This window comes from Allobosea sp. 117, assembly GCF_000702305.1.
Classification (GTDB): domain Bacteria; phylum Pseudomonadota; class Alphaproteobacteria; order Rhizobiales; family Xanthobacteraceae; genus Ancylobacter.
On record NZ_JNLC01000011.1, the window covers coordinates 366,799 to 384,821 of the forward strand.

Consider the following 18,023-nt stretch of genomic DNA (forward strand, 5'->3'; position numbering starts at 1 on the left):
CGCGACGCCTTGAAATCACCACGCATCTGGGCCACATAGGCGCTGCGTGCGGATGTTCGATCCGCATTCGGGGCCGCGTTGCTCGATTTCCGCTTCGGTTTTCGCCTCAAAGGCGCACCGCCGCAGTCTTCGGCCCCCATCATCCGATCGTCCATGACGTCCCAGGCCACGCGGGGTGTCTCTTGAACCCCCGCACCGCGGCGCGCCGGAGAAGCCGGCAGCGCCCGCGAACCGTGCCAATTTGAAAGAACGCTACTTGACAACTTTTTCCGAGCTCGGCCTCGCCGAGCCCATTCTGAAGGCGCTTTCCGAAGCGAACCACGTCACCCCCACCCCGATCCAGGCCGAGGCGATCCCGCAGGTGCTCGCCGGCCGTGATCTCGTCGGCATCGCGCAGACCGGAACCGGCAAGACCGCCGCCTTCGCCCTGCCGATCCTCAACCATCTCGTCACCCACCGCCGCCGGCCCGAGCGCCGCACCGCCCGCGCGCTGGTGCTGAGCCCGACCCGCGAGCTCTCGGGGCAGATCCTCGACAGCTTCCGCCTCTACGGCAAGCATGTGCGGCCCTCGACCGCGCTCGCCATCGGTGGCGTGCCGCTCGGCCGTCAGGCGCGGGCGCTGATGAACGGCGTCGACGTGCTGGTGGCGACCCCCGGCCGCCTCGTCGATCTCATGGAGAACGATGCGGTGCGGCTGAACGAGGTCGAGGTCTTTGTCCTCGACGAGGCCGACCAGATGCTCGACATGGGCTTCATCCATGCCATCCGCGCCATCGTGGCGAAGCTGCCGTCGGTGCGGCGCAACCTGTTCTTCTCGGCCACCATGCCGAAGGAGATCGAGAAGCTCGCCGCCCAGTTGCTCACCGATCCCGTCCGCGTCGCGGTGACCCCGGTCGCCAAGACCGCCGACAAGATCGACCAGCGGGTCATCCTCACCGACCGCAACGGCAAGCCCGGCCTGCTGGCCGAGGTGTTGTCCGACGAGGCCGTCGACCGCGCGCTGGTGTTCAGCCGCACCAAGCACGGCGCCGACCGGGTGGTGAAGGGCCTTGCCGCCGCCGGCATCGACGCCGAGGCGATCCACGGCAACAAGTCGCAGCCGCAGCGCGAGCGGGCGCTCGCCGCCTTCCGCGAAGGCAAGGTGAGGGTGCTGGTGGCGACCGACATCGCCGCGCGCGGCATCGACGTGCCGGGCGTCAGCCATGTGGTGAACTACGACCTGCCGAACGTGCCGGAGAGCTATGTTCACCGCATCGGGCGCACCGCGCGCGCCGGCCGCGAGGGCATCGCCATCTCCTTCTGCGACGGCGAGGAGCGCGCCTTTCTCCGCGACATCGAGCGGCTGATCAAGATTTCGATCCCCTCGACCGACCGCCGCGGCGAATCGCGTGGCGAGCGTCGCCCGCCGCGCGCGGATGGCGAGAGCCGCGAGGGTGCCCCGCGTGAGGCCCGCGAGGGTGGTCGTCACGAGCGCCCCCGCCACGAAGGCGCGCGTCGTGAGGATGGACGTCACGGCGGCGGTCGCTTCGGCGGCGAAGGCCGCGGTGAGCGCCCGGCCGGCGATCGTCCGCGCCAGGATCGTCCCCATAGCGACCGCCCCTACGGTGATCGTCCGCGCAGCGATCGCCCCTTCGGCGAGCGCGTGCCTGGTGAGCGTCCGCATGGTGAGGAACGTCGTGACGGCGAGCGGCATCACCGCTCCGGTCCGCCGCGCGGTCCGCGTCCGGCCGGTGAGGCGGGCGAGGGGCGTGCGGAGCATCGCGGGCCGCGTTCCGGTCCTCGGCCCGAGCATCGCTCCGGCGAGGTGCGCGGCGAACATCGCGGTCACGATGGCCGTCATGAGGGCCGGGCCGGCGAGCATCGCGGCAACGATCATCGCGGCGGCGAGCGCTCGCAGGAGCGCGGCGGCGAGATGGGCGGGCTGCGCTTCATGCAGCCGGGCCGCGCCGACGCCCGCAAGGCCCCGCGTCGCGAGGGCTTCCGCGGCAACCGCCGTCCGGCGAACTGACCTGCGCTTCGCGCGAGACAAAAAGCTGCCGCGGGAGTATGTCCCTGCGGCAGCCGACCAAGCCCCGGCCGCGTTCGTCGCGCGGTTGGCGGCTCAGGAATGGACAAGTGCGGCGCGGCGCGGCAAAGGACGTTCCCCGATAGGGGCGGAACGCTTGCGGCGCATCGCCGGCATCGCTGAGTGAGGAGAGCCAGGAATGGCGAAAGAGGAACTGCTGGAGTTCGACGGCACGGTGACGGAAGTGCTCCCGGACGGGAACTTCCGCGTCGTGCTCGACAATGAGCATGAAATTCTCGCCTATGCGGCGGGCAAGATGAAGAAGAACCGCATCCGCACCATTGTCGGCGACCGCGTTGTCGTCGAGATGTCGCCCTACGACCTCGAGCGCGGGCGCATCAACTTCCGCCACAAGACCGGTGGCCCGACCCCGCCGATCGGCTCCGGCCAGCGCCGCCCGCCTCCGGGCCGCCGCCGCTGAGCGCGGCCTGCGGCCTCCCGCCTGTTTCCTTCCGATCCGGGACCTACGCCTCGGCCGCTCCGGCGGCGAGCGTGCGGCGCTCCTTCGCGTAGCGCACCAGCGCCACGAAGCGATAGATGCCGTGCACGAACTTGCCGTAGGGCATGGTGAAGAACAGCGCGAAGACGACGCCGAGATGCAGCGCCAGCAGCACGCCCATGGCCGGCGTGGCGCGCAGGGCGAGCAGCGCGAGGCCGGTGAGGCTGGTCAGGAACAGCATGCCGAGGAAGGCGACGTCCATGCCGAAGCGCGCCTCGTCCTGCATCGCCTTCTCGCGGCGGAACTTTGCCGCCAAGAGCCCGATCGGCCCGACGATGAGGCCGACGCCGCCCGCCGTGCCGAGCAGCACCGGCAGGTCCCAGATCGGGTAGGGCGCCTCGCGGCCGAGCAGGTAGTGATACAGCGTCGCCACCGAGGTCGCCGCGAAGCACAGCATGAAGCCGTAAAAGGTGAAATGGTGGTAGAGCCGGCGGTTGTCGTCCGGCTTCTCGCTCTCGTTCATGCAGCCGACCCCGCCGCCGTCGAGATAGCGTAGCTGCCCGGCATCCTTGATCGCCTGCCAGAGCGAGGGCGGATCGGCGATCTCGGCGCCCGGCGCGCCGATGTCGCGCCAGAAGGCGCACACACCGAGCACCAGCGCGACAATCGCATAGAGGAACACGCCGCCGAACAGGGCGGCCATCGCGTTGTGCGGCATCAGCCGGTAGAAGGCGCCCGGCCCGGTATGGGTGCCGAACAGCACGGCGGGATCGTGCCAGGCTATGAAGCCGAGGATGAAGGCGGCGACGCTGAGCGCGGCAACGAGGCTGATGGCGAGGCCGTTGCGGTCGAACATCGGGCGCAGCGCGGCGGGCCAGGCATAGGCGCGGTAGCTGTCGGCGCGCACCACCGCGAGGTTGCGCGGCACGTTGATGTCGAATTCGTGCGGCGGCGAGAACTGGCAGTCATAGTAGCAGGCGCCGCAGGAATGGCAGAGATTGGCCAGATAGTTGAGGTCTCCGTCCGAGAAGGAGCGGCGCATCTCCATGGCCGGGAAGACCGCGCACAGGCCCTCGCAGTAGCGGCAGGAATTGCAGACCGTCATCAGCCGGTCGGCTTCCTTCAGGGCGTTCGTGGCGTGGACCGGGTCAGCGGCGAGCATGGTGTCACTGGCGGGCATTGTTGGCGGCCTCCCGGCCCGCGATGCGTCCGAAGACGGAGCCGATGGTCATGCCGATGCCGGCGGCGTAGCCCTTGCCGAGCACGTTGCCGGCCATGATCTCGCCGGCCGCGAACATGTTCTCGGCCTTGCCGCCGTCGGCAAGCTGCATGCGGGCGTCGTGATCGACCCGCACGCCGAGATAGGTGAAGGTGATGCCGGGTCGCACCGGATAGGCGTAGAAGGGCGCGGTATCGAGCGGCCGCGCCCAGTGGGTCTTGGGCGGGCTCAGCCCCTCGGTGCGGCAGTCGTCGAGGATCTTGTCGTCGAAGGTGCCGGGCCGCACCGCGCCGTTGAACTCCGCCACCGTCGCGGCGAACTTGCCGGGATCGAGCTCGAGCTTGGCGGCGAGCTCGCGCAGGCTCGGCGCCTGCACCGGCGGATAGAGCGAGGGCATGAACAGCTTCAGCGACTTGGCGTCGAAGACGATGTAGGCGATCTGGTCGGGCTGGGCGGCGACCAGCCGGCCCCAGATGGCGTAGCGCTTCGGCCAGATGTCCTCGCCCTCGTCGTAGAAGCGCTCGCAGTTCTTGTTCACGACGATGCCGAACACCACGCAGTCGAGCCGGGTGATGATGCCGCCGTCGAATTTCGGCGCGCGGGCGTCGATCGCCACCGCGTGGCACTGCGTCGGGTCGCCGATCGACTGGACGCCCTTGCCGATCAGCATCTTCAGCACCGTGCCCCGGTTATAGGGCGTGCCGCGGATGAGGAAGTTCTCGGCGATGTCGCCCCAGCCTTCCTTCAGCCACTCGATATTGGCCTCGAAGCCGCCGGCGGCAGCGACCAGCGTGGCCGCGCGCACCTTGAAGACCGCGCCGCCGTGGCGGACGGTGGCGGCGCGGAAGACCCCCTTATCGACATCGAGGTCGATCACCTCGGCGTCATAGGCGACCTCGACGCCGAGCCCCTCCGCCGTGCGGTAGAGCGCGTTCAGCATGGAGCGGCCGCCGCCGAGGAAGAAGGAATTGGTGCGCCCGAGGCTCAGCGTACCGCCGAGCGAGGGCTGGAAGCGCACCCCCTGCTCGACGATCCAGTGCAGCATCTCCTTCGACTCGTGGATCATGTGGCGGGCCAGTTCCTGGTCGGTCTGGCCGCCGGTGACGCGCATCAGGTCGTCGAAGAACTCCTCCTCGAAATAGGGGCCGGTGAGGATCTCGGTCGCAGCGTCGTGGGCGCAGCGCATGTTGCGGGTGTGGCGCGTATTGCCGCCGCGGTAGAAACGCGGAGCGCCCTCCAGAACCAGCACGCGGGCGCCGGAGCGCCGGGCGCTGATCGCCGCGCACAAGGCGGCGTTGCCGCCGCCGATGACGAGGACGTCCCATGGCCGGGCGAAGGCGGCGGGGGTGTCGATCATGGCCAGCACGGCTCACCTGTCTCGATGCGCGCACCGGGGTCGGTGCGGGGCGTTGGCATATTCGGATGCGAACGTATACAATCGCATCCCAAACGATGCAATGCGTTTTACCGGTTCCAAACTGAGCCCGCCGGCTTTGCGCGGAGCCGGGCTGATGTAGAAGCTGTGGCAGCGCGCCGCCGCGCGCGCCGGGAACAGGATCGCGCCGCGATGAGCGAGAGCCGGATCAGGGAGAATGCCACAGCTCCGGCCGCCGGTTCGGCTCCGGGCTCGCAGGCGCCGCTCGGCGAGCGGGTCTACCTCGCCGTGCTCGACGCGGTGCGCAGCGGCGAGCTGAAGCCCGGTGACCGCGTGCGCGAGCAGGATATCGCCGAGCGGCTGGGAGTCAGCCGGACGCCGGTGCGCGAGGCGCTCGGCCGGTTGCTCGGCAAGGGCCTGCTTGAGCAGTCCGGTGGGCGGGGCCTGGTAGTGCGCACGCTCGCCGCCGGCGAGGTGGTCGACCTCTATGTGATGCGCGAGATCATCGAAGGCGCGGCGGCGCGGCTCGCCGCCCAGCACGCCTCGGCCCCCGAGCTCGCCGCGCTCGCCGACGTGCATGCCCGCTTCGCCGCGTCGCGCGACGAGCGCGAGCTGGCGCGGCTGAACCGCCAGTTCCACGATTCGATCCACCGGGCGGCGCGCAACCCCTATCTCGACGCCGCGGCGCGCGAGCTTCAGGACACCATCGCGCTGCTGACGGTGACCACCTTCAGCGTCGCCGGGCGGCCGGAGGAGGCGGTCGGCGAACATGCCGCGATCCTCGACGCCATCGCCGCGCGCGACGCGGACCGCGCCGAGCAGCTCGCTCGCGCCCATATCCGCACGGCGCTGCGGGTGCGGCTCGGCCTCGTCGAGAGCGCAGCGCCACGTTGAACGGCGGACGCCGCCGAATTCAGGCCGTGTCCGAATTCAGGTTTCGACTGCCGGCAGGCGGATCTCCGCGACGGCGCCGCGCCCTAGGGCGGGCCGCAGCTCGAAGCTGCCGCCATGCAGCGCGGCGATGCGGCGCACGATCTCAAGGCCGATGCCGAGACCACCGGCGCGCTTGTAATAGCCGGTCCCGCCCGGCCTTTCCCCGGTGGCGGCCGGACCGCGGCCGTCGTCGTTGACGCGGATCAGCCCCGGCTCGGGCGCGGCGACCACGATGGCGACGCCGGGCCCGCCATGGCGCACGGCGTTCTCCACCAGGTTGCGGACCGCATCCTTCAGCAGCGCGTCATGGCCGGACACCGTGCCGCCGGCACCCGCCTCCAGAGCGATGCTGGCGCCGTGCCCGTAGACCCAGCCGGCGATGGAGGCGACGACCTCCTCGAGCAGCGCGTCGAGCGCGATCGGCGCGCGCTCCGCGGTATCCACCGCCTCCAGCCGCGCCAGCGCGACGATCTGGTCGACGAAGCGCGACAGCTCGGCGACCTCCTCCAGCGCCAAGCGCGCGCGGGGATGGTCGATGCGCTCCAGCTCGAGGCTGATGACGGCGAGCGGGGTGCGGATCTCGTGGGCGATCGCCGAGGTGAAGAGCTTCTGCGACTGCATCAACTCGCGCAGCCGCGCATAGGAGCGGTTCACCGCGCGGGCGAACTGCGCGATCTCGCGCGGCATGCCGTCGGTGTCGAACGCCGCATGCGATGCCGCCGGGTCGAGCCGGTCGGCCTCGGCGGCGGCCGCGGCCACCGGCGCCAGCGCGGAGCGGATCGACAGCAGCGTGGCGCCGAGCACGAAGACGAGCGTCAGGCTCATCGGCACCACCATGTGGGCGATCGCCTCGTCCGCCAGCACGCCCCAGACGGCGTGCTCGGGGTCGCCGCCGATGGCGACCTCGATGAAGACGATATGGCCTCCGGTGGCGATGGTCTGGCCGCCGGCGAAGGAGAGCGCGGGGCCGGCCGGCAGGTTGCGCAGCCAGAAGTCCGGCGGATTCACGTCAAGGGGGAGGAAATGCTCGGTGCAGGAGGCGTCGCACTGCGAGAACAGGATGACGCCGGACGGCGTGCGCAGCCGCGCCACATAGCCGGAGCCCTCGTGCCCGTAGCGCTCGGCCAGCGCGGGCGGCAGCTCGTAGCCGAGGCGGCTTCCCTGCACCGTCAGCCCGCCGGCGAGGGCGTGGGTCTCGCGCTCCAGCATGAGGCGGGCGAGGTTCTGCGGGTCGCGCCCGTATTCCCACAGCACGGCGGCGAGCTGCGCGACCATGGCGATGGCGGCGAACAGCAGGATGCGCCGCGCGACGATGCCGACCAGCGGCCGCGATGCGCGCGCCGTCACGGCGTCGTCTCGCGCAGCAGGTAGCCGACCCCGCGCACGGTCTCGACGGCGATCCCGGTCGGGAAGGGTGCGAGCTTGCGCCGCAGCCGCGAGACCGCAAGCTCGATGGCGTTGGCGCTGACCTCCTCGTCGAAGGCGGAGAGCTTCTCCTCGAGCATGCGCTTCTTCGCGACCCGGCCGAGATGGCGCATCAGCACTTCGAGCAGCGCCCGCTCGCGCGGGGCGAGCGCCAATGGCTCGCCGGCGCAGCTCACCTCGTGGGTGGCGACGTCGTAGCGAAGGGCGCCGGCCTCGATCACCGGCTGCACGGCGAGCGGGGCACGGCGCAGCAGGGCGCGGGCGCGGGCGAGCAGCTCGCCATTGTTGAAGGGCTTGGCGAGGTAGTCGTCGGCGCCGGCGTCGAGGCCGGCGATGCGCTCGTCGACCGCGCCGCGGGCGGTGAGCACCAGCACCGGGATCGCCTTGCCGGCGCGACGCAGGTCGCGCAGCAGGTCGAGCCCGTCGCCGTCCGGCAGGCCGAGATCGAGCAGCACGAGGTCGTAGTCGGCGCCGGCGAGGGCCGCCTCGGCGTCACCGGCGCTGCCGACGGCGTCGAGCCGCCAGCCGGCCTCGCGGATCGTCTCGCCGACGAGCTCGCGAAGCCGGTCGCTATCCTCCACCAGAAGCAGCCTCATCTGCGCGACCCGTGCTCCGGCACCATGGCCTGATGCCTTACGCCCGTTTGCGGCCGGTCACCATGGACCAGACGAGGTTCTCGCGGTGGCGCCAGCTCTCGAACAGCGCCGCCGCCGCATGCAGCCCGGCAAGGACCAGTATGGCGTTGGCGATGCCCTCGTGCAGCTCCTCCAGCCACTCCTCGCCCCAGAAGGCGTCGAGGCCCATCATCCAGCCGGTCAGCGAGACGCCGGCGAGCAGGATCATGAGGGCGACCATCATCACCGCCCCGGCCGGATTGTGGCCGATGACGCGGGGCTCGCGCCCCTGCGCCAGCGCAGCGAGATAGCCCGCGAGGCGCCGGGGCGTCGGCACGAAATCCGCGAAGCGCGCATATCGCGTGCCGACGAAGCCCCATATCAGGCGGATGGCGAGAACGCCGGCGACGATGTAGCCGACGATCTCGTGGGCCGTCCCGCCATCCTCGAGAATGAAGAGGTTGAGCAGGCAGCCGGTCACCACCGTCCAGTGGAACGTCCGCACGACGACGTCCCAGACCGGGACCTGCAATTCCCGGCCGGCCGCTGGGGGTGTCGCCATGGTCAGTCGATCTCCGACTTCACCACGGCGCCGCTGACCGGGTTGAAATAGACCTCTGCCTTCTTGCCGTCCTTGGTGTAGCCGTAGATCTCGTAGCAGCTACCGGAGACCTTGAAGGTGCGGATCTTCTGGTAGCCCATCTCGGCCACCTTGGCCTTCATGGCCTCTTCGGACATCCACTTGTCCTTGGGCTCCTGCGTGCAGGCGGGGCCGGCGAGGGCGGCGAGCGGCGAGAGAACGGCGGCCGCGACGAGGCCGGCGATGAGATGACGCATTCTTCAGGCTCCTGAACATGGGTCTCGGATGGGCACCCCGCGCCGGACGCGATGGTCCGGGCGGGAGGGCCCGCGAATCCGGCCGCATCGGCCGGTGCCCCGATGTCTAGGTGCGCCCGCCTGTCAGGATGCTGTCCGCCGCGCCAATTGCCTCGCCGCTTGTCCTGCCGGCCGCCGCCCGCTTCACACCACGACCACCCGCGTGCCGGGCGGCGTGCGGTCGTAGAGGTCGATGATGTCCTGGTTGAACAGCCGGATGCAGCCGCTCGACACCGCATGACCGATGCTCTGCGGCTCGTTGGTGCCGTGCAGCCGGTAATAGGTGTCGCGCCCGTCGCGGTAGAGATAGAGCGCGCGGGCGCCGAGCGGATTGCCGAGCCCGCCCGGCAGGCCGCCGGCATAGGGGCCGTAGCGCTCCGGCTCGCGGGCGATCATCGAGGGGGTCGGCGTCCAGCCGGGCCAGTGCGCCTTGCGCTGGATGACCGCCTCGCCCTGGAAGGCGAGGCCGGCCTTGCCGACGCCGCAGCCATAGCGCATCGCCCGTCCGCCGCCGCGCAGCAGATAGACGAAGCGCTCATGCGGGTCGACCACGATGGTGCCGGCCGGGTAGCGGCTCGTATAAGCCACCTCCTGGCGCAGGAAGCGCGGGTCGATCTCCGAAATGTCGATGGCGGGAATCTCGACGCCGCCGTCGTCCATCGCGCCGTAGATCGCCGCATATTGCCCGGCCGGGCCGGGAAGCGCGCTGGCGATCGGCCCCGGCCGGTTCGGGCCGGTGGCGCAGCCGGCGAGCGCCAGCGTGCCGGAGAGCAGGAAGGCGCGGCGCGAGAGCATGGCGGCGCCGGCCGCATCCGAAATGCAGTTGTTCATCATCCACCTGTTGTGATCCGTCGTTTCGCTGAAGGCCGGGCGGGCCGGTCAGGCGACGGCGCGCGGCGGACGCAGCGGCGGGTGGCTCTGCCAGCCGGGCGGCACCGCGCTCTCCGGCATGACATGGACGACGCGCATGGTGGCCGGGCGGGGCGTGAAGCCGAAGGTGACGATCAGCGGCACGCAATGCACCGCATAGAGGCATGCCGTCGGCGGGCCGTCCCTGGCGGTGTCGGGGGCCATCTCGGAAGCGGCGGATGCAAGGGCGGGCGCGGCCCCGTCGCGCGGCCCGGCAATCTTCGCGCCGTCCGTCGCCAGACCGGCGGCGACGATGCTGCCGGCGATGATCGTCGCGCGGACGGGGCTGACGCTCTTGGCGAGGCAGCCGATCAGGATCAGCAGGAGCGCCAGCGTGCGCAGCAGGCGCGGGCGGCGGCTCCGCCGGTCCGCTCCGAAGCGCCGATCGTCCTTTGCGCCTACGCTCACCACGCCACCTGCACTCCTCACCGCCGCCACGACCGGCCGGCGATGCCTGCCGCCCTGATGCCAGAGCGGATCGGGGGCGACAACGGCTCCCGCGTGCATCGACTGGCGGCTGTGACGCGCGCGATACACTCGGAGGTATCATAGGGCGGCGCGGCCATGGCGATGCCGCGCCGCCCCTCATCACGAATCGGCGAGCGCCGTCTCCAGCGCGCCGGACTGCCGGTCGAACAGCCGGCGATACTGGCCGTGCGGATTCGCCAATAGGCTCTCATGGTCGCCGTCCTCGACGATGCGGCCCTGATCGAACACCAGGATGCGGTCGAGGGCGCGCACCGTGGAGAGCCGGTGCGCGATGACCAGCGCGGTGCGCCCTGCCATCAGCCGGCCCATCGCCTCCTGGATCAGCGCCTCGGATTCCGAATCGAGGCTGGAGGTCGCCTCGTCGAGGATCAGGATCGGCGCGTCGGCGAGGAAGGCGCGGGCCAGCGCCACGCGCTGGCGCTCGCCGCCGGAGAGCTTCACCCCGCGCTCGCCGACCAGCGTCTGGTAGCCGCGCGGCAGGCGCATAATGAAATCATGCGCATTGGCGAGCTTCGCCGCCTGCACGATCTCCTCCTCGCTGGCGCCGGGCCGGGCATAGGCGATGTTCTCCGCCAGCGTGCGGTGGAACAGGATCGGCTCCTGCTGGACGATGGCGATCTGGCCACGCAGCGAGGCCTGCGTCGCCTCGCGCACGTCGTGGCCATCGATCGTCACCCGGCCCTCGGTCACATCGTAGAGCCGCTGGATCAGCTTCACGAAAGTGGTCTTGCCGGAGCCGGAATGGCCGACGAGGCCGACCCGCTCGCCCGGCGCGATCGTAACGTTGAGGTCGCGATAGAGCGGGAGGGCATGGGCGCCGTAATGGAAGCCAACATGCTCGAAGCGCACCTCGCCGGCGCGGATCGGCAGGGGCCTGGCCCGCGGCAGGTCCGGCACGCCATAGGGCGCGTCGTAGAGATGCACCATCTCCTCCATCTCGTTCACCGAGCGCTGGAGCTGGTGGACGTGCTGGCCGATGTCGCGCAGATAGCCGTGCACCACGAAATAGGTGGTGAGCACATAGGTGACGTCGCCGGGCGTCGCCCGGCCCTGCCACCACAGCCACAGCGCGGTGCCGGTGACCGCCGTGCGCATCGCCCAGAGCAGGGCAAACTGCGCCGTGCTGCTCCAGGTCGAGCGCATCCAGGTGCGCGCGGTGCGCCGGCTCCAGCGCCCGACGAGGCGGGAGAGCCGTGCATCCTCGCGGTGCTCGGCGCCGAACGCCTTCACCACCGCATTGGCGCCGAGCGCGTCCGACAGAAGCCCGCCCATGCGGGTGTCCCAGGCGTTGGAGAGCCGCGCGGCGGGCGCGACGTAGCGGGTGGCGAGCGACACGGTGAGCGCGCCATAGGCGAGTGAGCCCACCGCCATGACGAGGCCCATCAGCGGCCAGTGCAGGCCGAGCAGCAGCACGGTGCCGAGCAGCACCACCACCGAGGGCAGCAGCGCCAGCAGCAGCACGTCGTTGAGCGTGTCGATCGCCCACATGCCGCGGGTGATCTTGCGCACGGTGGAGCCGGCGAAGCTGTTGGCGTGCCAGTCGGTGGAGAGCCGCTGCACGCGCCGGAAGGTGTCCTGCGCCACGTCGGCCATGATGCCGAGGGTGAGCGGCACCACGCCCCACCAGGCAAGGTGGCGCAGCCCGACCATGACGAGGCCAAGCGCGGCCATGACCGCGAAGGCCTCGACGGCGGCGCGCGCCTGACCCGGCCCGGCGGCGAGGGCGTCGACCAGCCGGCCGGCGAACAGCGGCACGAACACCTCGGTCAGCGTGGCGAGGCAGGTGGCGAGTGCGATCGCTCCGGCGAGCCCCTTGCGGCGCGCCCAGTGGCGGGCAGTGAACGACAGGACGTCGCGGAGCGCGCGGGCCCCGTTTGCGGAAGATGTCGACATGGCGGAACGGCGCTTCGAAAGCGCCTCTCCCTGCGAAGAGATTTGCGGAAATGGCCCGGGATTGCGATGCCGCGGGCGATGGCGGACCCCGTTGCCGGGGCTCCGGACGGCTGGGCGAACGCTAGGCGATTCGCCCCTTGCTGCGGCCCGGGAAGCCTGGGAGGCGCGTGTGCGAATATGTCATCAATGCCCCTCCCTCTCTTCGCGATTGGACGTGTTCACATAGCATCGCGGAGACGATCGGGCAATCCGCCGGGTGCCCTCGCGTAAGTCTCCGGCGCTGCCGCCACGGTCAGATCGGTCCCGGAACCCCTGCTCCGCGCAGGGCAGAGATGCATGCGCGGCGCTTCCGCGAGCGTGCGGCGCACAATAGTTTCACAGCGAATTGCTGCTTTGCAGCATGGCCGAAAAGGGGACCGCTATGCGCCTCGTCGCGCTCATCCGTTCCGCCGTGGCGGAATATCGCCGCTACCACCGGCTTCGCCGCGAACTCGCGCGCATGAACGAGCGCGAGCTGCGCCGGCTTGGCCTCGACGGCTTCGATGCCGCCGCCCGCCTGATGCGGGACGCGGCGCCGCGCCCGCAGCCCGCGCGGCCGGCCGCCTCCGCGCGCCTGGTGCCCGGCTGGCAGGGCTGAGCTGCGGCCGGCGCGCCCGGCCGATTACAGCAGCGACTTCGCCAGCAGCATGTGGATGCCTTTGTTGCCGTCCACCAATTGAGTGACGCGCAGGTTTCCGGCCAGCGAGCAGAGCATGTAGGCCTGGTTGCGCGACAGGTTGGTGCGCTGGCAGACATGCTTGACCATCTCGCGCGTCGCCTGCTTGGCGGCGTCGTCGAGGTCCTCGTCGAGCCCGATCGACATCAGATGCGTGGCGCTCTCGGCGAACGGCCAGTCCAGCTCCATGTCCTTGCGCACGGTGAGGCGGAAGGTGCCGGTGACCCCGGTCTCCAGCGCGGTGATGCACACCTCGCCGTCGCCCTGCACGCCGTGGCCGTCGCCGGCGAAGAACAGCGCGCCCTCGTTGAACACCGGCAGATAGAGCGTCGTCCCGGCGCGCAGCTCCTTGTTGTCCATGTTGCCGCCGAAGGCGCGCGGCACCGGCGAGCCGCAGCGGCCCCAGGCCGGCGGCGGCGCGGTGGCGATGATGCCGAAGAACGGATCGAGCGGGATCTCCGTGCCCCACGGCATGACGCAGACATTGCGCGCATGGTCGACGGTCGGGTGGATGGTCTCGTAGTCGGTGAACTCGTCGGGCAGCGTGCCGAGCAGCGGCAGGATGGAGACGAAGCCCCAGTCCTGGCGCACCTTCACGTCGAGAATGTCGACCTGCAGCACGTCGCCGGGCCGGGCGTCCTTCACATGGACCGGGCCGGTGATGAAATGCGGGCCGGCGCCCTGCGGCAGCGTGTCGAGCGCCGCCATGTAGTCCTCCGGCACGGGGAGGTTGTCCGGCAAAGCTTCCTTGCCGCCGGCGGGGAAGGAATGCAGTGTCACCACGTCGCCCGAGGCGACCTCCAGCACCGGCGGGGTCGAGCTGTCGAGATAGCCCCACACCATGTTCTCGGGGGTGGCGGGGATTTCAAAGCGGCGCGACATGCGGGACTCCTCGACTGACTGGAATGGCGCTCAGACGGCGATGTGACGGGTGAGGTGCTCGCGGCTCATGGCCTGCGCGGTGCCGGATTCGACCACCGCGCCGCGCGAGAGGACGACGAAGGCGTCGGCGACATCGATCGCGAAATCGAGATACTGCTCGACCAGCAGGATCGAGATGCGGCCCTTCAGTGAGGTCAGCACGGTCTTGATCAGCGCGACGATGTTGGGCTGGATGCCCTCGGTCGGCTCGTCGAGGATGAGGAGCTGCGGCTGCGTGACGAGCGCGCGGGCGATGGCGAGCTGCTGCTGCTGGCCGCCGGACAGCGCGCCGCCGGAGCGCTTCCACATCTCGCGCAGCACCGGGAACAGCGCGACCGCCTCCTCCATCGCCGGCGTGCCATACGTGCCGTGAGCGCGGGCGGCGGCCTCGATGTTCTCGCCGACGGTGAGCTCGGAGAAGATCTCGCGGCCCTGCGGCACATAGGCGAGGCCGGCGCGGGAGCGCCGGTTCGGCGACCACGCGGTGGCGTCCGCGCCGTCGAGCAGCACCCGCCCCGAGGAGGGCGCCAGAACGCCCATGATGCATTTCAGCAGCGTGGTTTTGCCGGCGCCGTTGCGCCCGAGCACCGCCATGCAGGAGCCCGGCGCGATCTCGAAGCCGACATGGCGCAGCACCTGCGCGGAGCCGTAATGCTGGTCGAGGGCCTCCACACGGAACTGCATGGTCAGCGCCCCAGATAGACGTCGATGACGGCGGCGTCGGCGCGCACCTTCTCCATCGAGCCCTCGCACAGCGTGCGGCCCTCATGGAGCACGGTGACGCGGTCGGCGATGCGCTCGACGAAGTCCATGTCGTGCTCGACCACCACGATGGCGCGGTCCGGCCTCCGCAGCGCGCGGACCAGCCGCGCCGTGCGCTCGGTCTCCTCGTCGGTGAGGCCGGCCACCGGCTCGTCGAGCATCAGCACCTTCGGATCGGAGGCGAGCACCATGCCGATCTCCAGCCACTGCTTTTGGCCGTGGCTGAGCGCGCCGGCCATGCGCTCGGCCTGCTCGGCGAGGCCGACGGTGTCGAGCACCTCGCCCACGCGATCCTCCAATGCTGGTCCGTCGAGGCCGCCGCGGAAGCCGGTATCGGCGCCGATGGCGATGTGCTGGCGCACGCTCAGCCCTTCGAACACGCTCGGCTTCTGGAACTTGCGGCGGATGCCGGCACGGGCGATGGCGGATTCGCTCTGGCGTGTCACGTCGAGCGCGCCGTCGAACAGGACGCGTCCCTCCTTCGGGCGGGTGATGCCGGAGATGACGTCGAGCAGCGTGGTCTTGCCGGCGCCGTTCGGGCCGATGACGGCGCGCACCTCGCCATAGTCGATGGCGAGCGAGAGGTCGTCGATCGCCCGGAAGCTGCCGAAGCGCACGGTGAGCCCGTCGACGAGCAGCGCGGTGAGGCCGGCGGCGGGTTTCACGGGCGTGCCTCCCCGATCTCCTCGGCCATGCGCTTCGGGCCCATCGGCCGGACCAGCCTGAGCTTGGCGAGATCGACGAGGCCGTTGGGGAAGACCAGCACCACCAGCACGATGAGGCCGGAGAGGATGAAGGGCCACACCTCCGGCGCGGCGGAGGACAGCCAGAACTTGATCGCGTTCACCAGCAGCGCGCCGATCACCGCGCCGACCAGATGTCCGCGCCCGCCGATCGCTACCCACACCGCGATCTCCAGCGACAGCTCGGGCGAGAGCAGGCGCGGGTTGATGATGCCGACCTGCGGCACGTAGAGCATGCCGGCGAGCATCGCGATCAGCGCCGAGAGGCACCACACGGCGAGCTTCAGGCGCAGCGTCTCGTAGCCGAGCGTGCGCAGCCGGGTCTCGTCGTCGCGGGTGGCGATCATCAGCGCGCCGAAGCGCGAGCCGACCAGCGCCCGGCAGCCGAGTAGCACCAGTGCCAGCACGACGAGCGAGGCGCTCGCCATGCCGATCAGCATGCCCGTCGAGCCCATAGGCCAGCCGAACAGCACGGTGAAGCCGGTCATGCCGTTATTGCCGCCGAAGCCGGTGTCGTTGCGGAACATCAGCAGCATGGCGACATAGACCAGCGCCTGGGTGATGATCGCGAAATAGACGCCACCCACCCGCGAGCGGAACGAGACATAGCCGAACACGCCGGCGATCAGGCTCGTCACCGCCACGGCGACGAGGAGGGCATAGGGGAAGAACTCGAAGCCCGCCCAGTAGAAGGGGAATTCCTTCCAGCCCATGAACTGGAGGAAGTCCGGAACCGTGCCCGTCACCTCGAAGGAGTGCTTGAGCAGGTACATGGCGACGACGTAGCCGCCGATGGCGAAGAACAGGCCGTGGCCGAGCGACAATATGCCGAGATAGCCCCAGATCAGGTCGAGCGACAGCGCCAGCACGGCGAAGGCGGCGAGCTGGCCGATGGCGTTGACGAGGTAGCGCGAGAGCGCGAGCGGCGTGCCGTCGGCGAACGGCATGGCGAGCGCCAGCAGCACCAGCAGCGCGGCGAGGCCGAGCACCGGACGGTCGGTGGAGAGCGGCTTCATTTGCGGCGCCCCTTCACGGCGAACAGCCCTTCGGGACGCCATTGCAGGAAGGCGATGATCATCAAGAGCACGATCACCTTGGCGGCCACCGCTCCCCAGAGCGGCTCGATCAGCACGTTGATCTGGCCGATGCCAAGGGCAGCCACCACGGTGCCGGCGATGGTGCCCACCCCGCCGAGCACTACCACCATGAAGCTGTCGATGATGAAGTTCTGCCCCATCTGCGGGTTCACGCTGTAGATCGGCGAGAGCGCCAGCCCGGCGAGGCCGGCGAGGCCCGAGCCGAGGCCGAAGGCCATCATGTCGACGCGCCGGGTCGGGATGCCGATGCAGGCGGCCATGTCGCGGTTCTGCGTCACCGCCCGGATGTTGAGACCGAGCGGGGTGAAGCGGATCAGCGCCGTGGTCAGCGCCAGGGTGACGACCGCGAAGAGAATCGCGAACATGCGGTTCCAGGTGAAGATGAAGTCGCCGATCACCGGCACGCCGCCGGTGACGTAGAACGGCGTCTCGAACTGCAGGTTCTGCGTGCCGAAGCCGACGCGTACGAGGTTCACCAGGAACAGGCTGACCGCCCAGGTGGCGAGCAGGCTCATCAGCGGACGCCGGTAGAGATGGCGCAGCAGCGCCGCCTCAAGCGCGACGCCGATGGCGGCGGTGACGAGGAAGGCGGCCGGGATGGCGAGGACGAGATACCAGTCGACCAGCGCCGGGGCGGCGCGGCGCAGCCCCTCCTGCACCAGCCAGGTGACATAGGCGCCGATCATGATGAACTCGCCCTGGGCGAGATTGATGACGCCCATCAGCCCGAAGATGATGGCGAGGCCGATCGCCGCCATGAACAGGATGCTGGCGAAGGAAAGGCCGTTATAGAGCGCGGCCAGCGTGTCGCCGATGGCGATGCCGCGCTCGATGCGGGAGATGCCGGCGTCGACCGCCGCCCGGAAGGCCGGGTCGCCGGCATAGGCCGGGTCTTGCTTCAGCGCGCCGACCTGCGCCAGTGCGCGGCGGCTCGGATTGTCGGCGACGCGGCCTATCGCGGTGATCCGCTTCGCGATGTCCGAGGCGTTGAGCGCGGCGGTCTGCGCCAGCGTCTCGATCTGCCCCTTCAGGCCGGCGTCGGTCTCCTCGGCGGCCGCCGCGTCGAGCAGCCCGTCGGGCAGCGAGCCGGGCTTGCGCTCCAGCGTGCGCAGGGCGCTTGCCCGCTCGGCCGGCGAAGCGGCGCTGCGCAGGGCGAGCGCGGCGTCGGCGAGCTCGAAGACGGCGCGGTTCTTGAGGCTGAGAACCGGCGCGCGGCTGGCGCCCTGTTCGGCGCGGGGCGCGCTGGTGATGGCGTCGAGCGTGCCGCCGCCGGCCGTCAGCAGCGCGCCGGCCTCGTCGCAGGTGAGCTTCTTCTCCATCGCCGCGCGGGCGAGCGGCGCGGCGAAGGCGCGGTCCTCGGCCGATCCGCTCGCGGCGAGCGTGATCAGAGTTCCAGCCGCTTCACCCATCTCCGCCGCGCTGCCGCACAGGCGGGCGACGAGCGCAGACCTGTCGAGCGGCGCGGCGAGCGCCGGCGCGGTGCCGAGGAGGCCTGCGGCAAGGACGAGGAAGGCGAAGCGGAACGTCATTGAAAACCCGATGACGGCC

Annotated in this window: 18 protein-coding genes; 4 read left to right on the forward strand and 14 right to left on the reverse strand. The window is 70.4% G+C overall.

Translation table 11 applies throughout. From position 1 onward, the window contains the following. The first annotated feature begins 256 nt into the window (after positions 1-256). Positions 257-2,008 carry a DEAD/DEAH box helicase gene (locus tag U742_RS21965; protein WP_248310307.1) on the forward strand — a complete coding sequence of 584 codons (1,752 nt, stop codon included), beginning with the start codon at positions 257-259 and terminating at the stop codon, positions 2,006-2,008. 196 nt (positions 2,009-2,204) lie between these two features. Continuing rightward, complete coding sequence (gene infA / locus U742_RS0108440) at positions 2,205-2,486, forward strand: translation initiation factor IF-1 (protein ID WP_013168254.1); 282 nt, start codon at positions 2,205-2,207, stop codon at positions 2,484-2,486. Positions 2,487-2,529: 43 nt separating this feature from the next. Here infA and tcuB read toward each other — a convergent pair whose 3' ends face one another. Further along, positions 2,530-3,684 (reverse strand): tricarballylate utilization 4Fe-4S protein TcuB, encoded by a 1,155-nt coding sequence (gene tcuB / locus U742_RS0108445; RefSeq protein WP_248310308.1) that lies wholly within the window; start codon positions 3,682-3,684, stop codon positions 2,530-2,532. Continuing rightward, positions 3,671-5,080, reverse strand: a complete 1,410-nt coding sequence (tcuA, locus tag U742_RS0108450; protein WP_029351989.1) for an FAD-dependent tricarballylate dehydrogenase TcuA — start codon at positions 5,078-5,080, stop codon at positions 3,671-3,673. The genes tcuB and tcuA overlap by 14 nt, the downstream gene beginning before the upstream one ends. A 210-nt stretch (positions 5,081-5,290) precedes the next feature. On the opposite strand from tcuA, the gene U742_RS0108455 reads away from it, so the two are divergent. Further along, on the forward strand, positions 5,291-5,992 hold the full coding sequence (locus U742_RS0108455; RefSeq protein ID WP_029351998.1) for a GntR family transcriptional regulator: 702 nt from the start codon (positions 5,291-5,293) through the stop codon (positions 5,990-5,992). A 36-nt stretch (positions 5,993-6,028) separates the two neighbouring features. Here the strand turns inward: U742_RS0108455 and U742_RS0108460 are convergent, their stop codons facing one another. From U742_RS0108460 to U742_RS0108490, 7 genes are all read right to left on the reverse strand, one after another. Next, complete coding sequence (locus U742_RS0108460) at positions 6,029-7,378, reverse strand: sensor histidine kinase (RefSeq protein ID WP_038360905.1); 1,350 nt, start codon at positions 7,376-7,378, stop codon at positions 6,029-6,031. Next, positions 7,375-8,052 carry a response regulator gene (locus tag U742_RS0108465; RefSeq protein WP_029352006.1) on the reverse strand — a complete coding sequence of 226 codons (678 nt, stop codon included), beginning with the start codon at positions 8,050-8,052 and terminating at the stop codon, positions 7,375-7,377. The genes U742_RS0108460 and U742_RS0108465 overlap by 4 nt, the downstream gene beginning before the upstream one ends. Positions 8,053-8,089: 37 nt before the next feature. After that, the gene (locus tag U742_RS0108470; RefSeq protein WP_029352008.1) at positions 8,090-8,632 is read right to left on the reverse strand and encodes a cytochrome b/b6 domain-containing protein; all 543 of its coding nucleotides are present in this window, start codon (positions 8,630-8,632) and stop codon (positions 8,090-8,092) included. 2 nt (positions 8,633-8,634) lie between these two features. Further along, entirely contained in the window at positions 8,635-8,907 is a 273-nt protein-coding gene (locus tag U742_RS0108475; RefSeq protein ID WP_029352010.1) for a PepSY domain-containing protein, read from the reverse strand. Between the two features lie 183 nt (positions 8,908-9,090). Further along, positions 9,091-9,780 carry a L,D-transpeptidase gene (locus U742_RS0108480; RefSeq protein ID WP_248310309.1) on the reverse strand — a complete coding sequence of 230 codons (690 nt, stop codon included), beginning with the start codon at positions 9,778-9,780 and terminating at the stop codon, positions 9,091-9,093. Positions 9,781-9,825: 45 nt separating this feature from the next. Then, positions 9,826-10,263, reverse strand: a complete 438-nt coding sequence (locus tag U742_RS0108485) for a hypothetical protein (RefSeq protein WP_156034168.1) — start codon at positions 10,261-10,263, stop codon at positions 9,826-9,828. A 180-nt stretch (positions 10,264-10,443) separates the two neighbouring features. Further along, complete coding sequence (locus U742_RS0108490; protein ID WP_029352013.1) at positions 10,444-12,237, reverse strand: ABC transporter ATP-binding protein; 1,794 nt, start codon at positions 12,235-12,237, stop codon at positions 10,444-10,446. A 421-nt stretch (positions 12,238-12,658) separates the two neighbouring features. On the opposite strand from U742_RS0108490, the gene U742_RS0108495 reads away from it, so the two are divergent. After that, positions 12,659-12,874 (forward strand): YjiS-like domain-containing protein, encoded by a 216-nt coding sequence (locus U742_RS0108495; RefSeq protein WP_029352014.1) that lies wholly within the window; start codon positions 12,659-12,661, stop codon positions 12,872-12,874. A 24-nt stretch (positions 12,875-12,898) separates the two neighbouring features. On the opposite strand, the gene U742_RS0108500 is transcribed toward U742_RS0108495, so the two are convergent. The 5 genes from U742_RS0108500 to urtB are packed head-to-tail and all read right to left on the reverse strand — an operon-like array spanning position 12,899 to position 18,004. Beyond that, positions 12,899-13,834 carry an acetamidase/formamidase family protein gene (locus U742_RS0108500; RefSeq protein ID WP_029352015.1) on the reverse strand — a complete coding sequence of 312 codons (936 nt, stop codon included), beginning with the start codon at positions 13,832-13,834 and terminating at the stop codon, positions 12,899-12,901. A 30-nt stretch (positions 13,835-13,864) separates the two neighbouring features. Beyond that, positions 13,865-14,557, reverse strand: coding sequence for an urea ABC transporter ATP-binding subunit UrtE (gene urtE / locus U742_RS0108505; protein ID WP_029352016.1), 693 nt, complete (start codon positions 14,555-14,557; stop codon positions 13,865-13,867). A gap of 2 nt (positions 14,558-14,559) precedes the next feature. Beyond that, positions 14,560-15,300, reverse strand: coding sequence for an urea ABC transporter ATP-binding protein UrtD (urtD, locus tag U742_RS0108510; protein WP_029352018.1), 741 nt, complete (start codon positions 15,298-15,300; stop codon positions 14,560-14,562). Continuing rightward, the gene (gene urtC, locus U742_RS0108515; RefSeq protein ID WP_029352020.1) at positions 15,297-16,394 is read right to left on the reverse strand and encodes an urea ABC transporter permease subunit UrtC; all 1,098 of its coding nucleotides are present in this window, start codon (positions 16,392-16,394) and stop codon (positions 15,297-15,299) included. Before urtC ends, urtD begins: the two co-directional genes overlap by 4 nt. Next, a complete protein-coding gene (gene urtB / locus U742_RS0108520; RefSeq protein WP_029352022.1) occupies positions 16,391-18,004 on the reverse strand; it encodes an urea ABC transporter permease subunit UrtB in 1,614 nt (537 codons plus the stop codon). The genes urtC and urtB overlap by 4 nt, the downstream gene beginning before the upstream one ends. Positions 18,005-18,023: the final 19 nt, after the last annotated feature.